Source organism: Alcanivorax sp., assembly GCF_002733835.1.
Taxonomy (GTDB): domain Bacteria; phylum Pseudomonadota; class Gammaproteobacteria; order Pseudomonadales; family Alcanivoracaceae; genus Alcanivorax.
In genome coordinates this window covers 69,029-84,708 of record NZ_NVWY01000006.1, presented here as the reverse complement: position 1 = coordinate 84,708, position 15,680 = coordinate 69,029, and the positions used below count along the sequence as shown (strand labels likewise).

Annotated in this window: 16 protein-coding genes; 10 read left to right on the top strand and 6 right to left on the bottom strand. The window is 56.6% G+C overall.

Annotated features, from left to right (window positions below; genetic code table 11):
* The first annotated feature begins 114 nt into the window (after nt 1–114).
* The gene (locus COA55_RS05225) at nt 115–1,185 is read left to right on the top strand and encodes a putative solute-binding protein (protein ID WP_290500905.1); all 1,071 of its coding nucleotides are present in this window, start codon (nt 115–117) and stop codon (nt 1,183–1,185) included.
* 204 nt (nt 1,186–1,389) lie between these two features.
* A complete protein-coding gene (locus tag COA55_RS05220; RefSeq protein ID WP_290500904.1) occupies nt 1,390–2,565 on the top strand; it encodes a putative solute-binding protein in 1,176 nt (391 codons plus the stop codon).
* Nucleotides 2,566–2,678: 113 nt separating this feature from the next.
* On the opposite strand, the gene COA55_RS05215 is transcribed toward COA55_RS05220, so the two are convergent.
* Entirely contained in the window at nt 2,679–4,040 is a 1,362-nt protein-coding gene (locus COA55_RS05215) for an AarF/UbiB family protein (protein ID WP_290500903.1), read from the bottom strand.
* Between the two features lie 174 nt (nt 4,041–4,214).
* Here COA55_RS05215 and COA55_RS05210 point away from each other — a divergent pair, with 174 nt between their 5' ends.
* From COA55_RS05210 to COA55_RS05180, 7 genes are all read left to right on the top strand, one after another.
* Complete coding sequence (locus tag COA55_RS05210) at nt 4,215–5,243, top strand: hypothetical protein (protein ID WP_290500902.1); 1,029 nt, start codon at nt 4,215–4,217, stop codon at nt 5,241–5,243.
* Nucleotides 5,244–5,303: 60 nt separating this feature from the next.
* Nucleotides 5,304–6,320: a putative solute-binding protein gene (locus tag COA55_RS05205; protein WP_063520994.1), complete on the top strand. Its 1,017-nt coding sequence runs from the start codon at nt 5,304–5,306 to the stop codon at nt 6,318–6,320.
* Between the two features lie 191 nt (nt 6,321–6,511).
* Entirely contained in the window at nt 6,512–8,842 is a 2,331-nt protein-coding gene (locus COA55_RS05200; protein WP_290500901.1) for a TRAP transporter large permease subunit, read from the top strand.
* 205 nt (nt 8,843–9,047) lie between these two features.
* Nucleotides 9,048–11,375, top strand: coding sequence for a TRAP transporter large permease subunit (locus COA55_RS05195; RefSeq protein WP_290500900.1), 2,328 nt, complete (start codon nt 9,048–9,050; stop codon nt 11,373–11,375).
* A gap of 125 nt (nt 11,376–11,500) precedes the next feature.
* Complete coding sequence (locus tag COA55_RS05190; protein ID WP_156497094.1) at nt 11,501–11,653, top strand: hypothetical protein; 153 nt, start codon at nt 11,501–11,503, stop codon at nt 11,651–11,653.
* 5 nt (nt 11,654–11,658) lie between these two features.
* A complete protein-coding gene (locus COA55_RS05185; protein WP_063521000.1) occupies nt 11,659–12,021 on the top strand; it encodes a PilZ domain-containing protein in 363 nt (120 codons plus the stop codon).
* Nucleotides 12,014–12,745 (top strand): class I SAM-dependent methyltransferase, encoded by a 732-nt coding sequence (locus COA55_RS05180; RefSeq protein WP_082904809.1) that lies wholly within the window; start codon nt 12,014–12,016, stop codon nt 12,743–12,745. The genes COA55_RS05185 and COA55_RS05180 overlap by 8 nt, the downstream gene beginning before the upstream one ends.
* Nucleotides 12,746–12,778: 33 nt before the next feature.
* Here COA55_RS05180 and COA55_RS05175 read toward each other — a convergent pair whose 3' ends face one another.
* Genes COA55_RS05175 through rnd form a run of 5 tightly spaced genes read right to left on the bottom strand, consistent with a single transcriptional unit; the run spans nt 12,779 to nt 15,467 of the window.
* Complete coding sequence (locus COA55_RS05175) at nt 12,779–13,231, bottom strand: HIT family protein (protein WP_290500899.1); 453 nt, start codon at nt 13,229–13,231, stop codon at nt 12,779–12,781.
* Nucleotides 13,228–13,575, bottom strand: a complete 348-nt coding sequence (locus tag COA55_RS05170) for a hypothetical protein (RefSeq protein WP_290500898.1) — start codon at nt 13,573–13,575, stop codon at nt 13,228–13,230. The genes COA55_RS05175 and COA55_RS05170 overlap by 4 nt, the downstream gene beginning before the upstream one ends.
* Nucleotides 13,576–13,625: 50 nt before the next feature.
* A complete protein-coding gene (locus tag COA55_RS05165; RefSeq protein ID WP_063520998.1) occupies nt 13,626–14,084 on the bottom strand; it encodes a YcgN family cysteine cluster protein in 459 nt (152 codons plus the stop codon).
* The gene (locus COA55_RS05160; RefSeq protein WP_231880701.1) at nt 14,077–14,394 is read right to left on the bottom strand and encodes a YcgL domain-containing protein; all 318 of its coding nucleotides are present in this window, start codon (nt 14,392–14,394) and stop codon (nt 14,077–14,079) included. Before COA55_RS05160 ends, COA55_RS05165 begins: the two co-directional genes overlap by 8 nt.
* Entirely contained in the window at nt 14,391–15,467 is a 1,077-nt protein-coding gene (gene rnd, locus COA55_RS05155) for a ribonuclease D (protein WP_290500897.1), read from the bottom strand. Before rnd ends, COA55_RS05160 begins: the two co-directional genes overlap by 4 nt.
* Here rnd and COA55_RS05150 point away from each other — a divergent pair.
* Nucleotides 15,466–15,666, top strand: coding sequence for a hypothetical protein (locus COA55_RS05150; RefSeq protein ID WP_290500896.1), 201 nt, complete (start codon nt 15,466–15,468; stop codon nt 15,664–15,666). The two genes, rnd and COA55_RS05150, sit on opposite strands and share 2 nt — an antisense overlap.
* Nucleotides 15,667–15,680 lie beyond the last annotated feature (14 nt).

Genomic DNA, 15,680 nt, shown 5'->3' with positions numbered 1-15,680 from the left:
ACGCCTGCAACGAAGCGCCCTCCCGGGCGCTTCGTACAATTGTCATACAGGCGGTAAAACTTCGCCGCACAGCAACGTGCTATAAGCGTTTCATCAAATGACAAAGGATCGGTCATGGGGACGTTTCGATATCTATGTACGGCAGTGCTTCTTGTTGCTGCAGCCAATGGCTCAGCACTGACGCTTACCGACAAGCAACAACAACAGTTGAAGCAGGCACGGCAGTCCATGGGGCTGGCAGAAGGGGAAAAACTCAAACGGCACATCTGCCTGTGGGACCTTTCCGGCCGATCCGGCCCCGTCTACAGCGGCGCCACCAATCTGCGCGTGGATTTGCTGCGCTACAATATTGATATCAGCCTGGAAGCGTTCACCAACGAAGGCGTGTTGGTCGCCTCGCTGAAAAACGGCCATTGCGATGCCGCCCTGATGAGTGGTTTCCGTGCTCGCCAATTCAACCGCTTCACAGGAAGCATCGATGCACTGGGCGCCCTGCCCACCCTGGAACATGTAAACCTGCTACTACGCACCCTGGCGCACCCGCAGCTGGCTGATAAAATGGTCAGCAATAAATACCAGACGCTGGCCATCACCCCTGCAGGCGCCGCCTACCTGTTCGTGAACGACCGCGCCCTGAACTCTCTAGGCAAGGTTGCCGGAAAAAAAGTGGCCGTACTCGACTTCGACCCCGGCCAGTCAAAGATGGTAACGCATATCGGCGCCACGCCCGTGGCCAGCACCCTGGCCACCGCGCCCAGTCAGTTCAACAACGGCAGCGTCGATGTTTTACCCGCTCCGCTGATCGCCTACCAGGCCCTGGAACTCTACAAAGGCATGGAACCGGCTGGCGGCATCGTGGACTATCCCATCGTGCAACTCACCGCACAGCTTATTGCCCACTCCGATCGTTTTCCGCCAGCGTTTTCCGCACTGATTCGCGAAATCGCCGCGGACAGCTTTCAATCTGTACAAGTTGCCCTGGAAAGAGAAGCCAAACGCATTCCCTCCCATTGGTGGACCCCCCTTCCTGATGACGAAAAACGGGATTACAACAGCATGATGCGCGACGCGCGCATAAAACTGCGGGATAGCGGCTATTATGACCCTGCCATGCTGAGCATCATGAAACGTATCCGTTGCAACCTGGATGCCGGCCGTCCTGAATGCAGCCAGTCCACCGAATAAATAATAACCCGCTTTTTGTTCACTCCACTCCCCGCGCCCCACTCTCCGCACCGACCAAGCCGCCCGATTGGCGGCACCGCCACCGGTACCGGCTGGCAAGCCAGCGACGCGCCGACCATTACCTGCCCACAATGCCGAACAGTCATGCCGTAACCGGCCAACGCTGAATGCCAACAACAAACAATAATAGCCACGGAGGCTATCGTGCGATTTCTTCGTCACTTCATCCTTTTTTCCCTGCTGATCGGCAGCACGGCTCTCAACGCCGATGACACCCTTGATCTGACCCCCGCCCAACAGGCCGAACTGGAGCGCTTTGCACCCGGCGTGGAACTCACCCCCGCGCTGGCAGACAAATTACGCGCCATTGCCTTCGACCAGAACCGCAGCCTGGATGATCGCATCAAGGCCATGCAGAAAGCCGCGGGCTTCAGCCAGGGTGAACCGCTCAAACGGCGCATTTGTATCTGGGATATTGCTGGCCGTGCCGGGCCAATTTTCAAGGCTGCCGAAGACCAGCGTACGCGCCTGCTGCAATATGGTGTTGACCTGGATGTACAGCCCTACACCAGCGAAAGCGTGGTTGCCGAAGATCTCAAGGCCGGCATTTGTGATGCCGCTCTGATTACCGGATTGCGGGGCCGTCAGTTCAACAAATACACCGGTACCATTGATGCTATCGGCGCGCTCCCTACCAAAGAGCACATGAAGATTTTGCTGCAAGTCCTGGCCAGCCCAAAGAGCGCCGACAAAATGGTGAGCGGTGAATATGTGATTCTGGGCCTGGCTCCAGCGGGTGGCGCTTATGTCTTCGTGAACGACAGAAGCATCAACACTCTTGCCAATGCAGCAGGAAAGCGTGTGGCTGTGCTTGATTACGACCCCACACAAGCTGAAATGGTCTCGCAAATCGGGGCAACACCGGTAGCGTCAGACATCGTGTCTGCACCCAATAAATTCAACAACGGCGTGGTGGATGTTCTGGCCGCCCCTCTGGTTGCCTACGAAGTCCTGGAACTCTACAAAGGCATGGAACCGGACGGCGGCATCATTGATTACCCGCTGGCGCAAATCACCATGCAGCTAATCGGCCGCAAGGACAAATTCCCCAACGAAGTGGCACAACTGGTACGCGAAGAGTTCTACAACAGTTACCACCTGATCATGGAACGCCTGGAAATCGAAGCGGAAAAAGTACCGGAACACTGGATGATCCAGATTCCGCAGGAAGACAAAAAGGAATATGAAATCATGATGCAGGAAGCCCGCCTGCAACTACGCAAGAAAGACTACTACGACGCCACCATGCTGACCCTGCAACGCAAGATCCGCTGCAAGCTGGACGCCAGCCGGGCGGAATGCAGCAATCCGGTGGAATGACAGCTACGAGTTTCGAAACTCGTTACTCGTCACTCGCATCAAGGCCCAAACAAAAAAACCGTACCTTCGCAGGTACGGTTTTTTTGTGGCTCATAGGTTGTAGCTTGCTGCTATTAGTGCAGAAAGCCACCCGGCATTTCATCAATGGCACCAAACATGTCTACGCGGTTATCACTGAACATATCCATTTCTGGTGCCAGCACCTGCACATAGCGGTCGAAATACAGGAACTGCTTGAGCAACAGGGCAAATTCCCGCGGGAAACGAATGCCGTGGCTTTCACCAATCTTCACGATATCCATTAACAACCGATTCACTTCCTTGTCATTGCGATCCGCCTGCACCAGTGAGGACGGATCAACCTGACCCAGCGCGCCCTGCAAGCCTTCGATGTCCCGGGCCAGCGCCGCCACATCCACCTCCTCACGGGTCATGCCAATCACTGCCATGGCTTCCGCCATCTGCCGGACATCGCCTCGGCCTATAGCATCAAAGAAGGTTGCCATGCCGTCCCAGGCTTCGCGCCGAATCCGCCCGACGATACCGAAATCGATGAACCCTACCCGACCATCCTCCAATAACATCAAATTGCCAGCATGCACATCCGCATGGAAGAAGTCGCACAGCATCAGGCTCGAGAACCAGGTGTTAAGCGCAGAAATCAGAGTGCCCGCCGGGTCATCGGTATACTTTTTCAGCACATTCATGTCCGTCAGAGGCACCCCAAAGAAGCGCTCCATTGTCAGGACTTTACCAGTGGTATGGGACATTACGGGCTCTGGCGCGATGGCCTGGGAATTGCCGGTATCACGCAAGAAGACGTTAAACGCCTTGAGATTACCCGCCTCCTTGATGAAGTCACACTCTTCCAGCATCCCCGCCTGCAGCTCTTCAATCACCCCCGAAATGGCAGAACGGGACAATCCCGGAGCCAACCGTTCGGTGATTCTGGCGGCGAAGTACAAAAAATTGAAATCCGTGAGTAAAACATTCTTCACTCCCGGGCGCTGAACCTTGATCACCACATCCTGACCATTCTTCAGTTTAGCCGCATGAACTTGAGCAATTGACGCACTGGCCAATGGTTTGGGGTCTACAAATTGATAGAGCGTCTCCAGGCTGTCCCCCAGCTCGGACTCGATCGTTTCCCGGATGTAATGAAAAGGTAGGGGTGGTGTCCGGTCCAGACACCGCTGGAATTCCTCGACATACTCCTCCGGGAAAATCGACGGTGAACTGGCGATAAACTGACCCAGCTTAATGTATGTCGTGCCCAGAGATTCGAAGGTAGTACGCAGCAAAGCCGGTACTGGCGGGCGATCGCCCAATGCCCAGCCCAGCCCCTGACGACCGACCACACCCAGTGTTTCGAGAATTCGCAGCCCTCCCCGGGCGGTATTCAACGCCAGTGAAAGGCCACTCCGTTCGCCCGCAAGCCAGGCCCGCATGTCTTTAACGCCACTGTGATCGCTCATGATAAAGTCGTATTTTCCCTGTGGATTCCATAGGTTATCGAACAGAAACCATGATATAGCAAATTTATTGTTTGTAATTGCTTGCAGGCTTTTTTGTAATTGCCGCTTGTGCCAATTGGCTGACTTTCGTACCTTTGACCGCGCTAATCGAGAACAATAACAAGGAGCTTACGAATGGGTTCTCTTTCCATGAAAAAAATGCTACGACATTCCGGTCTGGCCTTGGTAGGGGGCGCCATCCTGGCTCTGCAAGGCTGTGGCGTCATCTACAAGACTACCGGTGACGTTCTCATCAGCTTCGGTCGATCCGAAATGCTGCCCTACATGATGACCTACGACGACGTACGCATGGCCTGCGTCACCGGTGAGGCACAAACCCCCCTGCTGATGTCCTTCGAGCGAGTAGGTTCTGATCCCAGCAAACTCGGCACCATGGTCTTCACCGTTGCAGCCACCTGTGCGGAACAAATCGCCCTTGAGGCAGAGCTGCGCTACATGCGCTCTGTGAAAGACGGGCGTGTCAGCGAAGCCCAGGATGCACGTATCGAGCAGAAACGTTGGTCAGCTGTCGCAGCCCAACGCCAGTTCAAGGCATACAACTACACGGTTGAAGCCTTCGGTGAGGTCAAGGAAGGCGAGTGTCCGAAACTGAAAACCGACTTCGATGAAATGGTATGGATGGTCGGTAATATTTCCGGCGTGCAATCCCTGCTTAACGACGGCGCTTCCGACGGCGCAGTCGGCGTACCCCGCGATATCGCCGCCAAGGTCGAGCGCAACATGAAGTGTCTCGATAACGACAAATGGTGGGGCGTACCACGTGGCACCCGTGCGGCGGTCTGGAACCTGCTGCCGATGCTGGCTCCACCAAACGCGGATGCGTGGGCTGAGCTGGAAACCTCTGCCAAGGCCGGCTTCGACAGCGGTATCCGCCTGGGCAGCGCCCTGTATGCCATGAGCGCTTTCAGCAAAGGCAATGACGAACGCCTGCGCAAAGCTATCCGTGATTACGCGGCAAACGACCAGAATCTGGACCCGGACTACGCCATGCTGGACGCCATTGCCGGCTTCATCGTGCAGGGCATTTCAGACCGTGAATGGACTGAAAACACCGGCAAGCGTACCCCCATTGGTGGCATCGGCACATTCTGGGATGACAAAGCCCAATCCGGCCCCGCCGTAAATATTGACGATTTGCTATAAGCCTGTTGCGGCCTTCGGGCCGCTTTTGAATAAGTTGTAAGAAGTAACCAGGAGACAATTATGCGCTACGTTAAAGCGTTGACTGCAGCCGCCACTGCCGCTCTGGCATTGACGCTTACCCCCACCGCCCAAGCCGCCGAGAAACGCACTATGTGCGTATTCGACATTATCGGCGCCAACGGCGATATCTATAACATCATGAAGGACTACAAGACCGCCGCCCTGGGCTGGGGCATCGATCTTGAACTCAAGCCCTACACCGATGAAAAAATTGCCTCCGAAGACCTGAAGGCCGGGCAGTGTGATGCCGCCGTCCTTACCGGCATCCGTGGCCGTCAGTTCAACAGCTACACCGGCAGCATGGATTCCATTGGCGCCATCCCCAGCTACGACGCCATGCGCACCGTGATCACCGTACTCGCCAGCGGCAACCCCTCCATCAATGAAAAACTGGTTTCCGGGCCCTATGAAGTGGGCGGCGTTGCGCCAATGGGCGCGGCCTACCTGTTCGTAAAAGACCGCACCATCGATACCGTCGGCGAACTGTCCGGCAAATCCATCGCGGTACTTGAGTACGATACGGCACAGGCCAATATGGCGTCCCGCGTGGGCATGTCCCCCGTGATGTCCGACATCACAAACTTCTCCGGTCGCTTCAACAACGGCTCCGTGGATATCTGTTTTGCCCCCATTGCAGCTTATTCTGCTCTGGAATTGTATAAAGGCATGCAGCCTGACGGCGGCATCATCGATTACGTACTTGGTCAGCTGACGGCTCAAGTGATTCTGAAAAAAGACAAGTTCCCCGCAGACTTCGCAGCACAATCGCGCAAATACATGCTCGGTCAGTTTGACCGCGCCATGCGTGTGATTGAGAACGCCAACAACGAAGTCAACAAGAAGTGGTGGGTGCGCATACCTGAGGCAGACAAACTGCGTTACGACGAAATGATGCGTGATGCCCGTATCGCCCTCACCAAGGAGGGCACCTACAACAAGGACATGATGAGCCTGCTGCGCAAAATTCGCTGCAAGCACGAGCCATCCCGCGCGGAATGCGTAAACCCTGTTGAATAAACGCTTCAGGTAACTGGACGGGGCCAATTGGCCCCGTTTTTCCCTAACCACTCAGATTCTGTCACCCCCTCCACGGGTGCCAGGTAGTCAAGCTGTTTACACTGGCCTAGAATGCAGAGAATAAAGCGCTGAAACCCCAAGCGTTTTCTTTCTTTCGCTTTTACGGCGGTATAACAATAACCGGGTGCACAATGGATAAACCTTCTCTGACTGTTGCAAACCGTTCCGTGGCGGAATGGTTATCCTCCCTTCCCACCCTGATTCTTCTTCTGCTGACCATTTTTCTGGCTTCTGGCGAAGTCATTCACTCTCAGCTACTGAAAATCGGCGAAAACACCTGGGAAGGCTATTTCCTTTTGCGTGGCGCGGGGATGGTGGAACAACCCACTTGTAACCGTGATCCAGACCTGAATCAGGAGCTGGAAAAAGCCATCAAGCAGAAAAAACAGCAAATGGCTGACGACCCGCTAGCCGGTATCTTCGGCACGGACGTCGATGAAGATGCCCTGCGCAAGTCCCTGGAGTCTTCCAGAGCGAACTGCCGAGGCAAATGGGAACGCTACGAACTCATTCAGGAAAAAGCGACCCCAGGCGTGATTGCTTTCCGGACACTGGAAGGCGGCGTTGCCAAAGTGGTGACCACCCTCGGGAACTACAAACGCTTGCTGCTTTGCCTGCTGGTGATGATCTGTGCCGCGACCGCCACATTGACCCGCCATCATATTTCCCTGCGCCCGGCACACACCCGCAAAGATCACTTTGTTTCCAGCGTCGGGCAACTTGCCGCCAACGTGATGCTGCTCATGTCTGCCTGGTTGTACCGCGGCGAAGAAATTAGCGCCATTGCCGACGGCGTTCAGGTAAACCATTTCTATCTGCACCAGTTCTGGATCGCCGGCTTCCTGCTGCTGTCACTCGCTGCTCTGTACCAGCTGATTCGTCCGCCCAAGGACCTTGAAGAAGGCGGCACCTGGGGCAAGGCAATGCTGACCATTCCGCTGTACAGCTTCATGTGTCTTACCGCCGGGGCGCAATTCATCAGCCAGGGTTACTATCACGGCATCAGCGTCTATCTCGGCATGATGATGGAGCTGTCCACTCTGTTCCTGAGCCTGGCACTGTATATCTGGATCGGTATGCTGCTGCGCCAAACCAAGATGGCCCATCTGGTCTTCGACGTGCTGCGTCCCTGGAAAATGTCACCGGAGCTCATGTGTTTCGTTGTCCTCGCAGTTGCCGCTGTACCTACCGCCTATACTGGGGCATCGGGCATCTTCGTCATCGCCGCCGGTGCTACAATCTATAACGAGCTGGTTCGTGCTGGCGCCCGCAAACAGCTGGCTCTGGCTGCCACCGCCATGTCCGGCTCCATGGGTGTGGTGCTACGTCCTTGCCTGCTGGTGGTTATCATCGCTGCGCTAAACAACAGTGTAACCACGGATGAACTGTTCACTTCCGGCCTGAAAATCTTTGGCCTGTCGTTACTCTTGTTCTTCATTTACAGCCAGTTCGCCCGTACTGCCCCCGCACGTATTGCACCGTTCTCTGAAGCGGTTCCCCAGAGCCTGAAACGCCTGATCCCTCTGCTGCCCTATGTGATCATCATGGGGACGGTTGTGGTGCTCTTCCGGGATCTGCTGGATACGGAGCTGAACGAGAACTACGCACCGATCATTCTGCCGGTGATGTTGCTGGCGATTCTTGCCTACGAAAAGCTGAGCCAGAAATCGCTGCATGTCTTCACCGTGATCCTGGTACCACTGCTGATCTATTCTTGCTACAACCTGTGGATCATTAATGATGCTCTGAACGCTGGCGCCATTCCCACCGGTACCTCTGCAGAGCAACTGGAAGGCCTGTTCTGGGGGCTGTTCTGGCGCAACGTCATCCTTGGTGCCTGCCTGGTAATCCACTATCTGGTGAAAACACCGGATATGGATCCGCATTATCAACCAGAGCCCGGTGTCGGCGACAAAATGGAAAGCTCATTGCGGTTCGCCACCAACGAAACCACCGGCCACATTGGCGCCCTGCTGATGCTAATGGCGCTGTCGGTAAGCGTCGGCGGTATTATCGAGCGTTCAGGCGTCATGGAAATGCTGCCTGAGACCTTCCCGAGCATCTGGCTGGCCATGACCCTGCTGGTCGTTACCATGGTGATCATTGGCATGATCATGGACCCCTATGGGGCGGTGATTCTGGTCAACGCAACTATTGCGCAAATTGCCTTTGACAATGGTATTGCGCCACTGCATTTCTGGATGATTACCCTGGTGGCTTTCGAGCTCGGCTACCTATCGCCCCCAGTCGCATTGAACCATCTGCTGACAAGGCAAGTGGTCGGGGACGAGGAAGTGGAATCCGCCAAGGTACCGGGTGGCAGCTTCTATCGCCGCTACGAAAAGTTCCTGCTGCCGATCGCGGTGATGCTGACTGCGCTGCTGCTGGTTTCTTACGTACCGCTGATGTCGGACTCGCTCCACGAGTTCCTGTTCCAGAAGATCCAGGCCGGCGTTCACTAACGTCAACCGCAACACCAAAAAGGGCCCTCTGGGCCCTTTTTGCGTTTCTGGACACCCGCCTAGCACTCAAGCAGGCCTCTTCTCTCAGCACCTAGCCAGACGCACTACACCTGCCTCGTTACGTCATTGGTCCCGCCTTTCCCTGCTGGTAGCAGTATGCTAATTTGCAAAATCTTTGCTCTCAGGAAAATAACAAGGACAAAAAATGGCCACCCCCCTACGCATGGAACAGCGTACCGCCCGCGAGTGGTTTTCCTCCCTGCCTGCCCTGCTGCTGCTATTGCTGACCATTTTCCTGGCTTCCGGGCAGGTTATTCACTCCCAACTTCTCTCGATCGGTGAAAACACCTGGGACAACTACTTCCAGTTACGTAGCGCAGGAGCACTGAACGAACCCACCTGCAACGCGGATGCTGACTTGGACAGGGAGCTGGAACGCGCCATTGCCGAAAAGAAACAGAAAATGGCCGACGACCCCCTCGCCGGTTTTTTTGGCACCGAAATCGATGAAAAGGCGTTGCGCCAGTCGCTGGAATCCGCACAAACGCTGTGCCGTGAAAAGTGGGCGAATTACCAAATGGTCCAGGAAAAGGTCACCCCCGGCGTCGTTGCCTTTCGTACCCTGGAGGGAGGCGTGGCACAGGTGGTCAGCATTCTGGGCGACTACAAACGGCTGATTCTTTGCTTGCTGCTGCTCATTTGCGCAGCGACGGCCACACTGACCCGGCACCATATCGCTTTGCGCCCGGCACGCACCCGCAAGGACCATCTGGTTTCCACCCTTGGCCAGCTCACTGCCAATGTGCTGCTTCTGGTTTCTGCCTTGATCTATCGCAGCGAGGAAATCAGAGCGATAGCTGATGGCGTCCAGGTGAACCACTTTTATTTGCATCAATTCTGGATAGGCGGCTTCGCCATTCTCAGTGCCGCTTCTCTCTGGCAGTTGTTGTCACCCCCTAAAGATCTGGAAGAAGGCGGCGGCTGGGGCAAGGCATTCCTGACGATTCCGCTGTACTCCTATATGTGCCTCAGTGCCAGCATCCAGTTCATGTCTCAGGGGTATCTGCACGGCACCAGTGTCTACCTGGGCATGATGATGGAATTTTCCACCATGTTTCTCAGCCTGGGGCTTTATATCTGGGTAGGGATGATGCTGCGACAGACCAGAATGGTGCACCTGGTCTTCGATGTGCTGCGCCCCTGGCGCATGTCACCCGAGCTGATGTGTTTTGTGATCCTTGCTGTTACCGCCATACCTACCGCCTATACCGGCGCATCCGGTATTTTTATCATCGCGGCTGGTGCAACCGTATACCATGAGCTGGTCCGCGCTGGCGCGAGAAAACAGCTGGCTCTGGCCGGGGCAGCCATGTCTGGCTCCATGGGCGTGGTGCTTCGCCCCTGCTTGCTGGTGGTGATTATCGCCGCCTTGAATAACAGCGTAACCACAGACGAACTGTTCACTTCCGGCATCAAGGTCTTCGGTTTATCGCTACTACTGTTCTTCATTTACAGTCAGTTTGCGCGCACCGAGCCAGCTCGCATCGCGCCGTTCTCACAGGCAGTTCCCGCAAGCCTGAAACGGCTTGTCCCCCTGCTGCCTTACGTCATTGTCATTGGCACCGTGGTGGTGGTTTTCAGGGATGTCCTGGATGCGCAGCTTAACGAGAACTATGCGCCCATCATCTTGCCGGTGATCATGCTGGCTGTGCTGATCTATGAAAAATTCAGCCGCCATTTCCTGCACCTTTGCGCCGCCGTACTGGCTCTCCTGCTGATCCATTCAAGCTATGACGTCTGGTTGGTCAGCAACGCACTGGATGCCGGCAATATTCCATCTGGCACCTCCGCCAACCAGCTTTCCGATACGTTAACCGGGCTGTTCTGGCGAAACCTGATTCTCGGCATCAGTTTGCTTATCCATTATTTGTTCAAACCCAGCGGCGAGGTATCAGAGCTGCCCGCTGAGGAAGAAGGCGTTGGAACCACCCTGGAAAGCTCTCTGCGCTTTTCTACTAACGAAACCACCGGACATATTGGTGCCCTGCTCATGCTGATGGCACTGACCGTCAGCATGGGGGGACTATTGGAACGCTCCGGCATCATGGAAGCCTTGCCGGAAACCTTCCCTTCGATTTGGGTCGCCATGACGTTGTTGGTGGTGACCATGGTCATCATCGGCATGATCATGGACCCCTTTGGTGCAGTGATTCTGGTGAACGCGACCATCGCCCAGGTCGCCTTTGATAACGGCATCGCCCCACTGCATTTCTGGATGATCAGCCTCGTCGCCTTCGAGCTGGGCTATCTGTCCCCCCCGGTCGCATTGAATCACCTGCTAACCCGTCAGGTCGTCGGTGATGACGAAGTGGAAAGCGCCAAAGTCATCAACGGTTCCTTCTACCGGCGCTACGAAAAATACCTGCTACCCATTGCCGTCATGCTTACGGCCCTGTTGCTGGTCGCCTTTGTGCCGCTGCTCTCTGACAACCTGCATCACTGGCTATTCCAGAAAATAGACGTCACAGGGTGATCAGGGTCGCAAACTGCCAAAAACCCTTGCAGGGCTCGCGTTACCCGCCCTGCAAGGCCCCTGTTTCCTATCGTCCCGGAATAACTGATACTGTAAAGTATGCGGATATGTCAGGGAGATAACGGATGAGTAAAACGCAAGAACCCCGCGCTTCACGCGAAACCGAAGCGCTTCCCAAGACGGTGAAACCCGCCCTGCTATTCTTGCTGTTCCTGTTCGGGGTGGTTGCCTCCATGGCCACAGCCGCTTACGTTGTTGACAGAATGATTTACGGATAAGTCATATGGCCACAGCAATGGACAACCGACGCCACCCCCGGATAAGCCGGGAAGAGAGCCTGTCACTTACCTTGCTGCCCGCCGGCTCGAACTCCGTGGCCCCGGAAGATCGCCTGTATCTGACCACCCACGACATTTCACTGGCCGGCATCAGCGTAGAGCTGCCCGCGCCAATCAAGCCCAATACGGATGTGGAGCTGTGGGTTGCCCTGCTGGAAAACCACGGCACTTACCACCTTTACGGCACCATCGCCTGGTGTGCGGCCCCGGAAGGCCACCTGCTGGCAGGGGTCGCCCTGGACCTGGAGCGAGCCGATGGGCGACTGTGGGCTGCGCATTTCGATACCAGCGGCTATTTCAGTGACTGACAGCCTGTTTCAACGTGGCCAGCACTACCAGCAGTTTCGCCCCACCTACCCCGACACCCTGTTTGAATGGCTCAGCGCCCAAAGCCCCGCCCCCCATATTGCTGTAGATGTGGGCTGCGGCAGCGGCCAGGCCAGCCGCGGCCTGGAACCTCACTTCCAGCACGTGATCGGCACCGATATCAGTCTCCCGCAACTTCAGGCAGCGCCAGCTTCAGCCTCCGCATTTCTGGCAGCCCAGGCCCATCAACTTCCTCTCCCGGATACCTGTGTGGATCTGATCATCGTCGCCCAGGCCTTTCACTGGTTCGACAAAGCCGCGTTCTTTACCGAGGTCGAGCGAGTTCTGAAACCCGGCGGCGTGCTGGCCCTGATCAGCTATGGCCTGTGCGATGTGGAAGGACTGGAGGGTATGGTCAGGGCATTCCATGACGGCCCACTGGGCCCATGGTGGCCGGCGGAACGGGCCGACGTGGTGGCGGGCTATCCCGACGCGCAGATGGATTGGCCAAGCCTGCGGTTTGCCGAAACCACCATAAAACGGGAATGGTCCGTGGAGGCGTTCATTGGTTATCTGGATACCTGGTCCGCCCTGACGCAGGCCGCCAAGGCAGGGAAGAGCCCGCTCGCCCCATTCAGTGACGCGCTGCGAAAACAGTGGGGGCCTTACACACGCACCGTGAACTGGCCACTTCGGGTGCGCGCCTGGCGAAAGCCTGCCCGGTAACAAGGCCACAGCAGCAATAAGGCAAAGCGGGAATCAGGGTGTATCCGGGAAATGCTCAGACAACAGACCCGCCATGCGATCCAGACGTCTGCGTCGTTTCGCCATACCGAAGACGTTGAGTAGCCGGGTTGCCCAGGTCAGCGCCGTTACCAACGTATCGCCACCGCGTCGGGGAATCACATGCACGTGCACATGGGGCACATGCTGATTAGCCTCACGACCATCGTTGACCACCACGTTATGTGCCTTGACGGCAAGGCCAGCGCGCTTCTGCGCCACTATGGTCCGCCGTGCCAGATCCATCAAATGGTGTGTCACGGCAGAATCCAGGCCTTCCAGCAAGGGCGCGTGCTCACGCGGGATCACCAGGCAATGGGCTTCACGGATCGGAAACAGATCCAGAATCACCATGGCCTGCTCATCTTCGTAAACCACACTGGCGGGCAGCGTACCCGCCTGGATCTGGCAGAAAATACACTGGCTCATTGCTGAACCGACAGGGCCGCTTGTTTGCGCCGCTGCCGCCACAGTTCAAACACCGCCACCACCAATGCCACTACCAGCATGGCCAACAGCGGCCCACCAGCACGCCACAGGCTCACATCCTCCTGGGCCAGGCCATCGAACAGACTGACCACCCAGGCCGGCGCCCATTCGTCATGCTGCGGGGAAACGGACCAGGGGGTCAGCAACAGGGCCGTCAACAGGGTTCGCAACGGTACCTTGCCCCATCGTGACAGCGGACGTGTCAGCCACCACCAGACAAACAATACGCCGATGCTGCCGATCAGGTAGACGAACCAGCCCCATAGATATGCTTGTGTTGTCACAACTTCTCCTACACGTGTAATGGAACCCACTGCCAGGCCCTTGCCTGGATTCAGTCGATCCAGTGAACAATATGCTCTTCCCAATCGTCTTCCGGCACAAGCTGCTCGGACACCACGCGCCCGGCCACGCTGATACCCGCCTGCTTCACGCTGCCCGCATTTTCGCTAAGCAGCGGGTGCCAGCCGGGTAACGGCTGGCCATGGGCGCGCAAACGATACGCACAAGTGGACGGCAACCAGTCGGTATCCCGGGCAATGGCTTCAGTCACTTGAATACAGTCAGGGACCCGCTGAAAACGCTCCGGATACACACGACACTGACATTTTTTGCTATCCAGAAAGCGGCAGGCCAAATTGGTAAACGCCAGCTCGCCACTGTCTTCATCTTCCAGTTTGACCAGACAACAGCGGCCACACCCATCGCACAACGCCTCCCACTCGCGGGCATTGAGCTCGCTCAGCGGCAGGGTCCAGAACTGCGCACGCAGTGGCCGGGTCACGTCAGGCATCACGCCCGGCCGGTTTATCCGGATGGCCATCGGCCATGAACAGGTCTTCATCCGGCGGCGGCGGCATCTGCAGATAAAAGCCCTGCTCGCGGATTTTACCGATAACCTGCTCCACATCCGCCCGAGCCAGAGGCCGCGCCGGGCTCAGGATCATGTCGGTCACATGTACAGCGTGGCCAAATTGCCCCATCAACACTTCCGGCACGTCTTTCAGGCCTTTCTGGCGATCCACATACAAATACATGCCGCTTTTACGACGGCTCTTGTAGATCGAACAAAACAGTTTACCTTTCAGCACTCCCTCACTCACTTCAGCAACTCCAGCAGAGGTTGAGTGACGATGTCGTAACGCCACCCGGTCAACGGCTCCGGCACCTGCTCCGGGTTGCGGATAAGGGCTTCCAGCCAACGCCGACGCATCAGTACATCCGGTTTCATGTCCATTTTTTCTGCAATCACGCCTACCCGGCTGCGCAGGGTCTTGGCCAGTTTCTTCTGGGCCGCATCCGGCGGCCCAGGCAGCGGCTCCGGCGGAGTCTGCCGACGGCCCTCTTCCATCAGTGTCAGTAACGCATCGCCATCGCGGCGAATCTGTTTGGGATGGAAACCCAGATCCGCCAACAACCCACGATCACTGCGGCTGGCACGGGCCAGATCCAGTAATTGGGCATCTTTGAGCACAAAACTCTTCGGCAGGTTCCGTTCGCGCGCCATCTGGTCTCGCCAGGGCGCCAGAGCCGCCAGCACCGCCAGGCTTTGCCCCTGTAACAGACCGGCGCCTTTCACATTACGCCAGGCGTCCTGCGGCCGGATTTCGCTACGGGCCTGGTTCAGCAAGCGTGCGCACTCTTCTTCCCACCAGCCCCGTCGACCCAGCCCATCGAGCCGCTCGGCGAGGATCCCGGCCACCTCAGGTAGATACTTAACATCATCTTCAGCGTAGTGAAGCTGCTCATCGCTCAATGGCCGCTTCAGCCAGTTGGTGCGCGTTGCGCCTTTGGGCAGGTCAACACCCAGCAGCATCTGGACCACTTTCTGGTACCCCCACTGCATATCTTCGCCGCTCAGCGCCGCAGCAATCTGGGTATCTTCGATGGCAGCCGGGTATTGGCCGGTAAAGGTGGCAATGGCTTCCAGATCTTCCGAGCAGGCATGCATGACCAGGGTGTGCTGCTGAAATACCGGAGACAGTGTGGGGCCGTCCACCCGGGTGGTATCAATCAGGCGAATTTGTTCACCGTCGTGTACCTGCACCAGCGCCAATTGCGGCCAGAAGGTGCGCTCGCGCATGAATTCCGTGTCCAGATACAGCGGGGTCCCCGCCGTCAGCCCAGCTTGCCATTCACTGATTGCCTGATTGTCCTCGCACCAAAGATACGCCATGTTTTCGCCTTATCCGGGAATGAAAAAGCCCTTGAAACGGCTTTCACAGGTCATCGCTGCGCATGAAAAGGGCAAAATGGTCTGCAAAAAAACACACAGGACAGGCCTTGCCGGCAGCGGCAACAGAATTTGCGACGATTATACGGGCTGTGGCGCTCAATTTCCCGGCGCATTTCTGCTACTCTTTGCGCCGCATTGAAATCGCACAGGAAT

What these genes read in the sequence shown, in the direction of transcription:
- COA55_RS05210 (WP_290500902.1), top strand. Translation starts at nt 4,215, where the DNA reads ATGGGTTCTCTTTCCATGAAAAAAATGCTACGACATTCCGGTCTGGCC.
- COA55_RS05205 (WP_063520994.1), top strand. Translation starts at nt 5,304, where the DNA reads ATGCGCTACGTTAAAGCGTTGACTGCAGCCGCCACTGCCGCTCTGGCA.
- COA55_RS05190 (WP_156497094.1), top strand. Translation starts at nt 11,501, where the DNA reads ATGAGTAAAACGCAAGAACCCCGCGCTTCACGCGAAACCGAAGCGCTT.
- COA55_RS05195 (WP_290500900.1), top strand. Translation starts at nt 9,048, where the DNA reads ATGGCCACCCCCCTACGCATGGAACAGCGTACCGCCCGCGAGTGGTTT.
- COA55_RS05150 (WP_290500896.1), top strand. Translation starts at nt 15,466, where the DNA reads ATGTTTTCGCCTTATCCGGGAATGAAAAAGCCCTTGAAACGGCTTTCA.
- COA55_RS05175 (WP_290500899.1), bottom strand. Translation starts at nt 13,231, where the DNA reads ATGAGCCAGTGTATTTTCTGCCAGATCCAGGCGGGTACGCTGCCCGCC.
- rnd (WP_290500897.1), bottom strand. Translation starts at nt 15,467, where the DNA reads ATGGCGTATCTTTGGTGCGAGGACAATCAGGCAATCAGTGAATGGCAA.
- COA55_RS05200 (WP_290500901.1), top strand. Translation starts at nt 6,512, where the DNA reads ATGGATAAACCTTCTCTGACTGTTGCAAACCGTTCCGTGGCGGAATGG.
- COA55_RS05185 (WP_063521000.1), top strand. Translation starts at nt 11,659, where the DNA reads ATGGCCACAGCAATGGACAACCGACGCCACCCCCGGATAAGCCGGGAA.
- COA55_RS05165 (WP_063520998.1), bottom strand. Translation starts at nt 14,084, where the DNA reads ATGCCTGACGTGACCCGGCCACTGCGTGCGCAGTTCTGGACCCTGCCG.
- COA55_RS05225 (WP_290500905.1), top strand. Translation starts at nt 115, where the DNA reads ATGGGGACGTTTCGATATCTATGTACGGCAGTGCTTCTTGTTGCTGCA.
- COA55_RS05215 (WP_290500903.1), bottom strand. Translation starts at nt 4,040, where the DNA reads ATGAGCGATCACAGTGGCGTTAAAGACATGCGGGCCTGGCTTGCGGGC.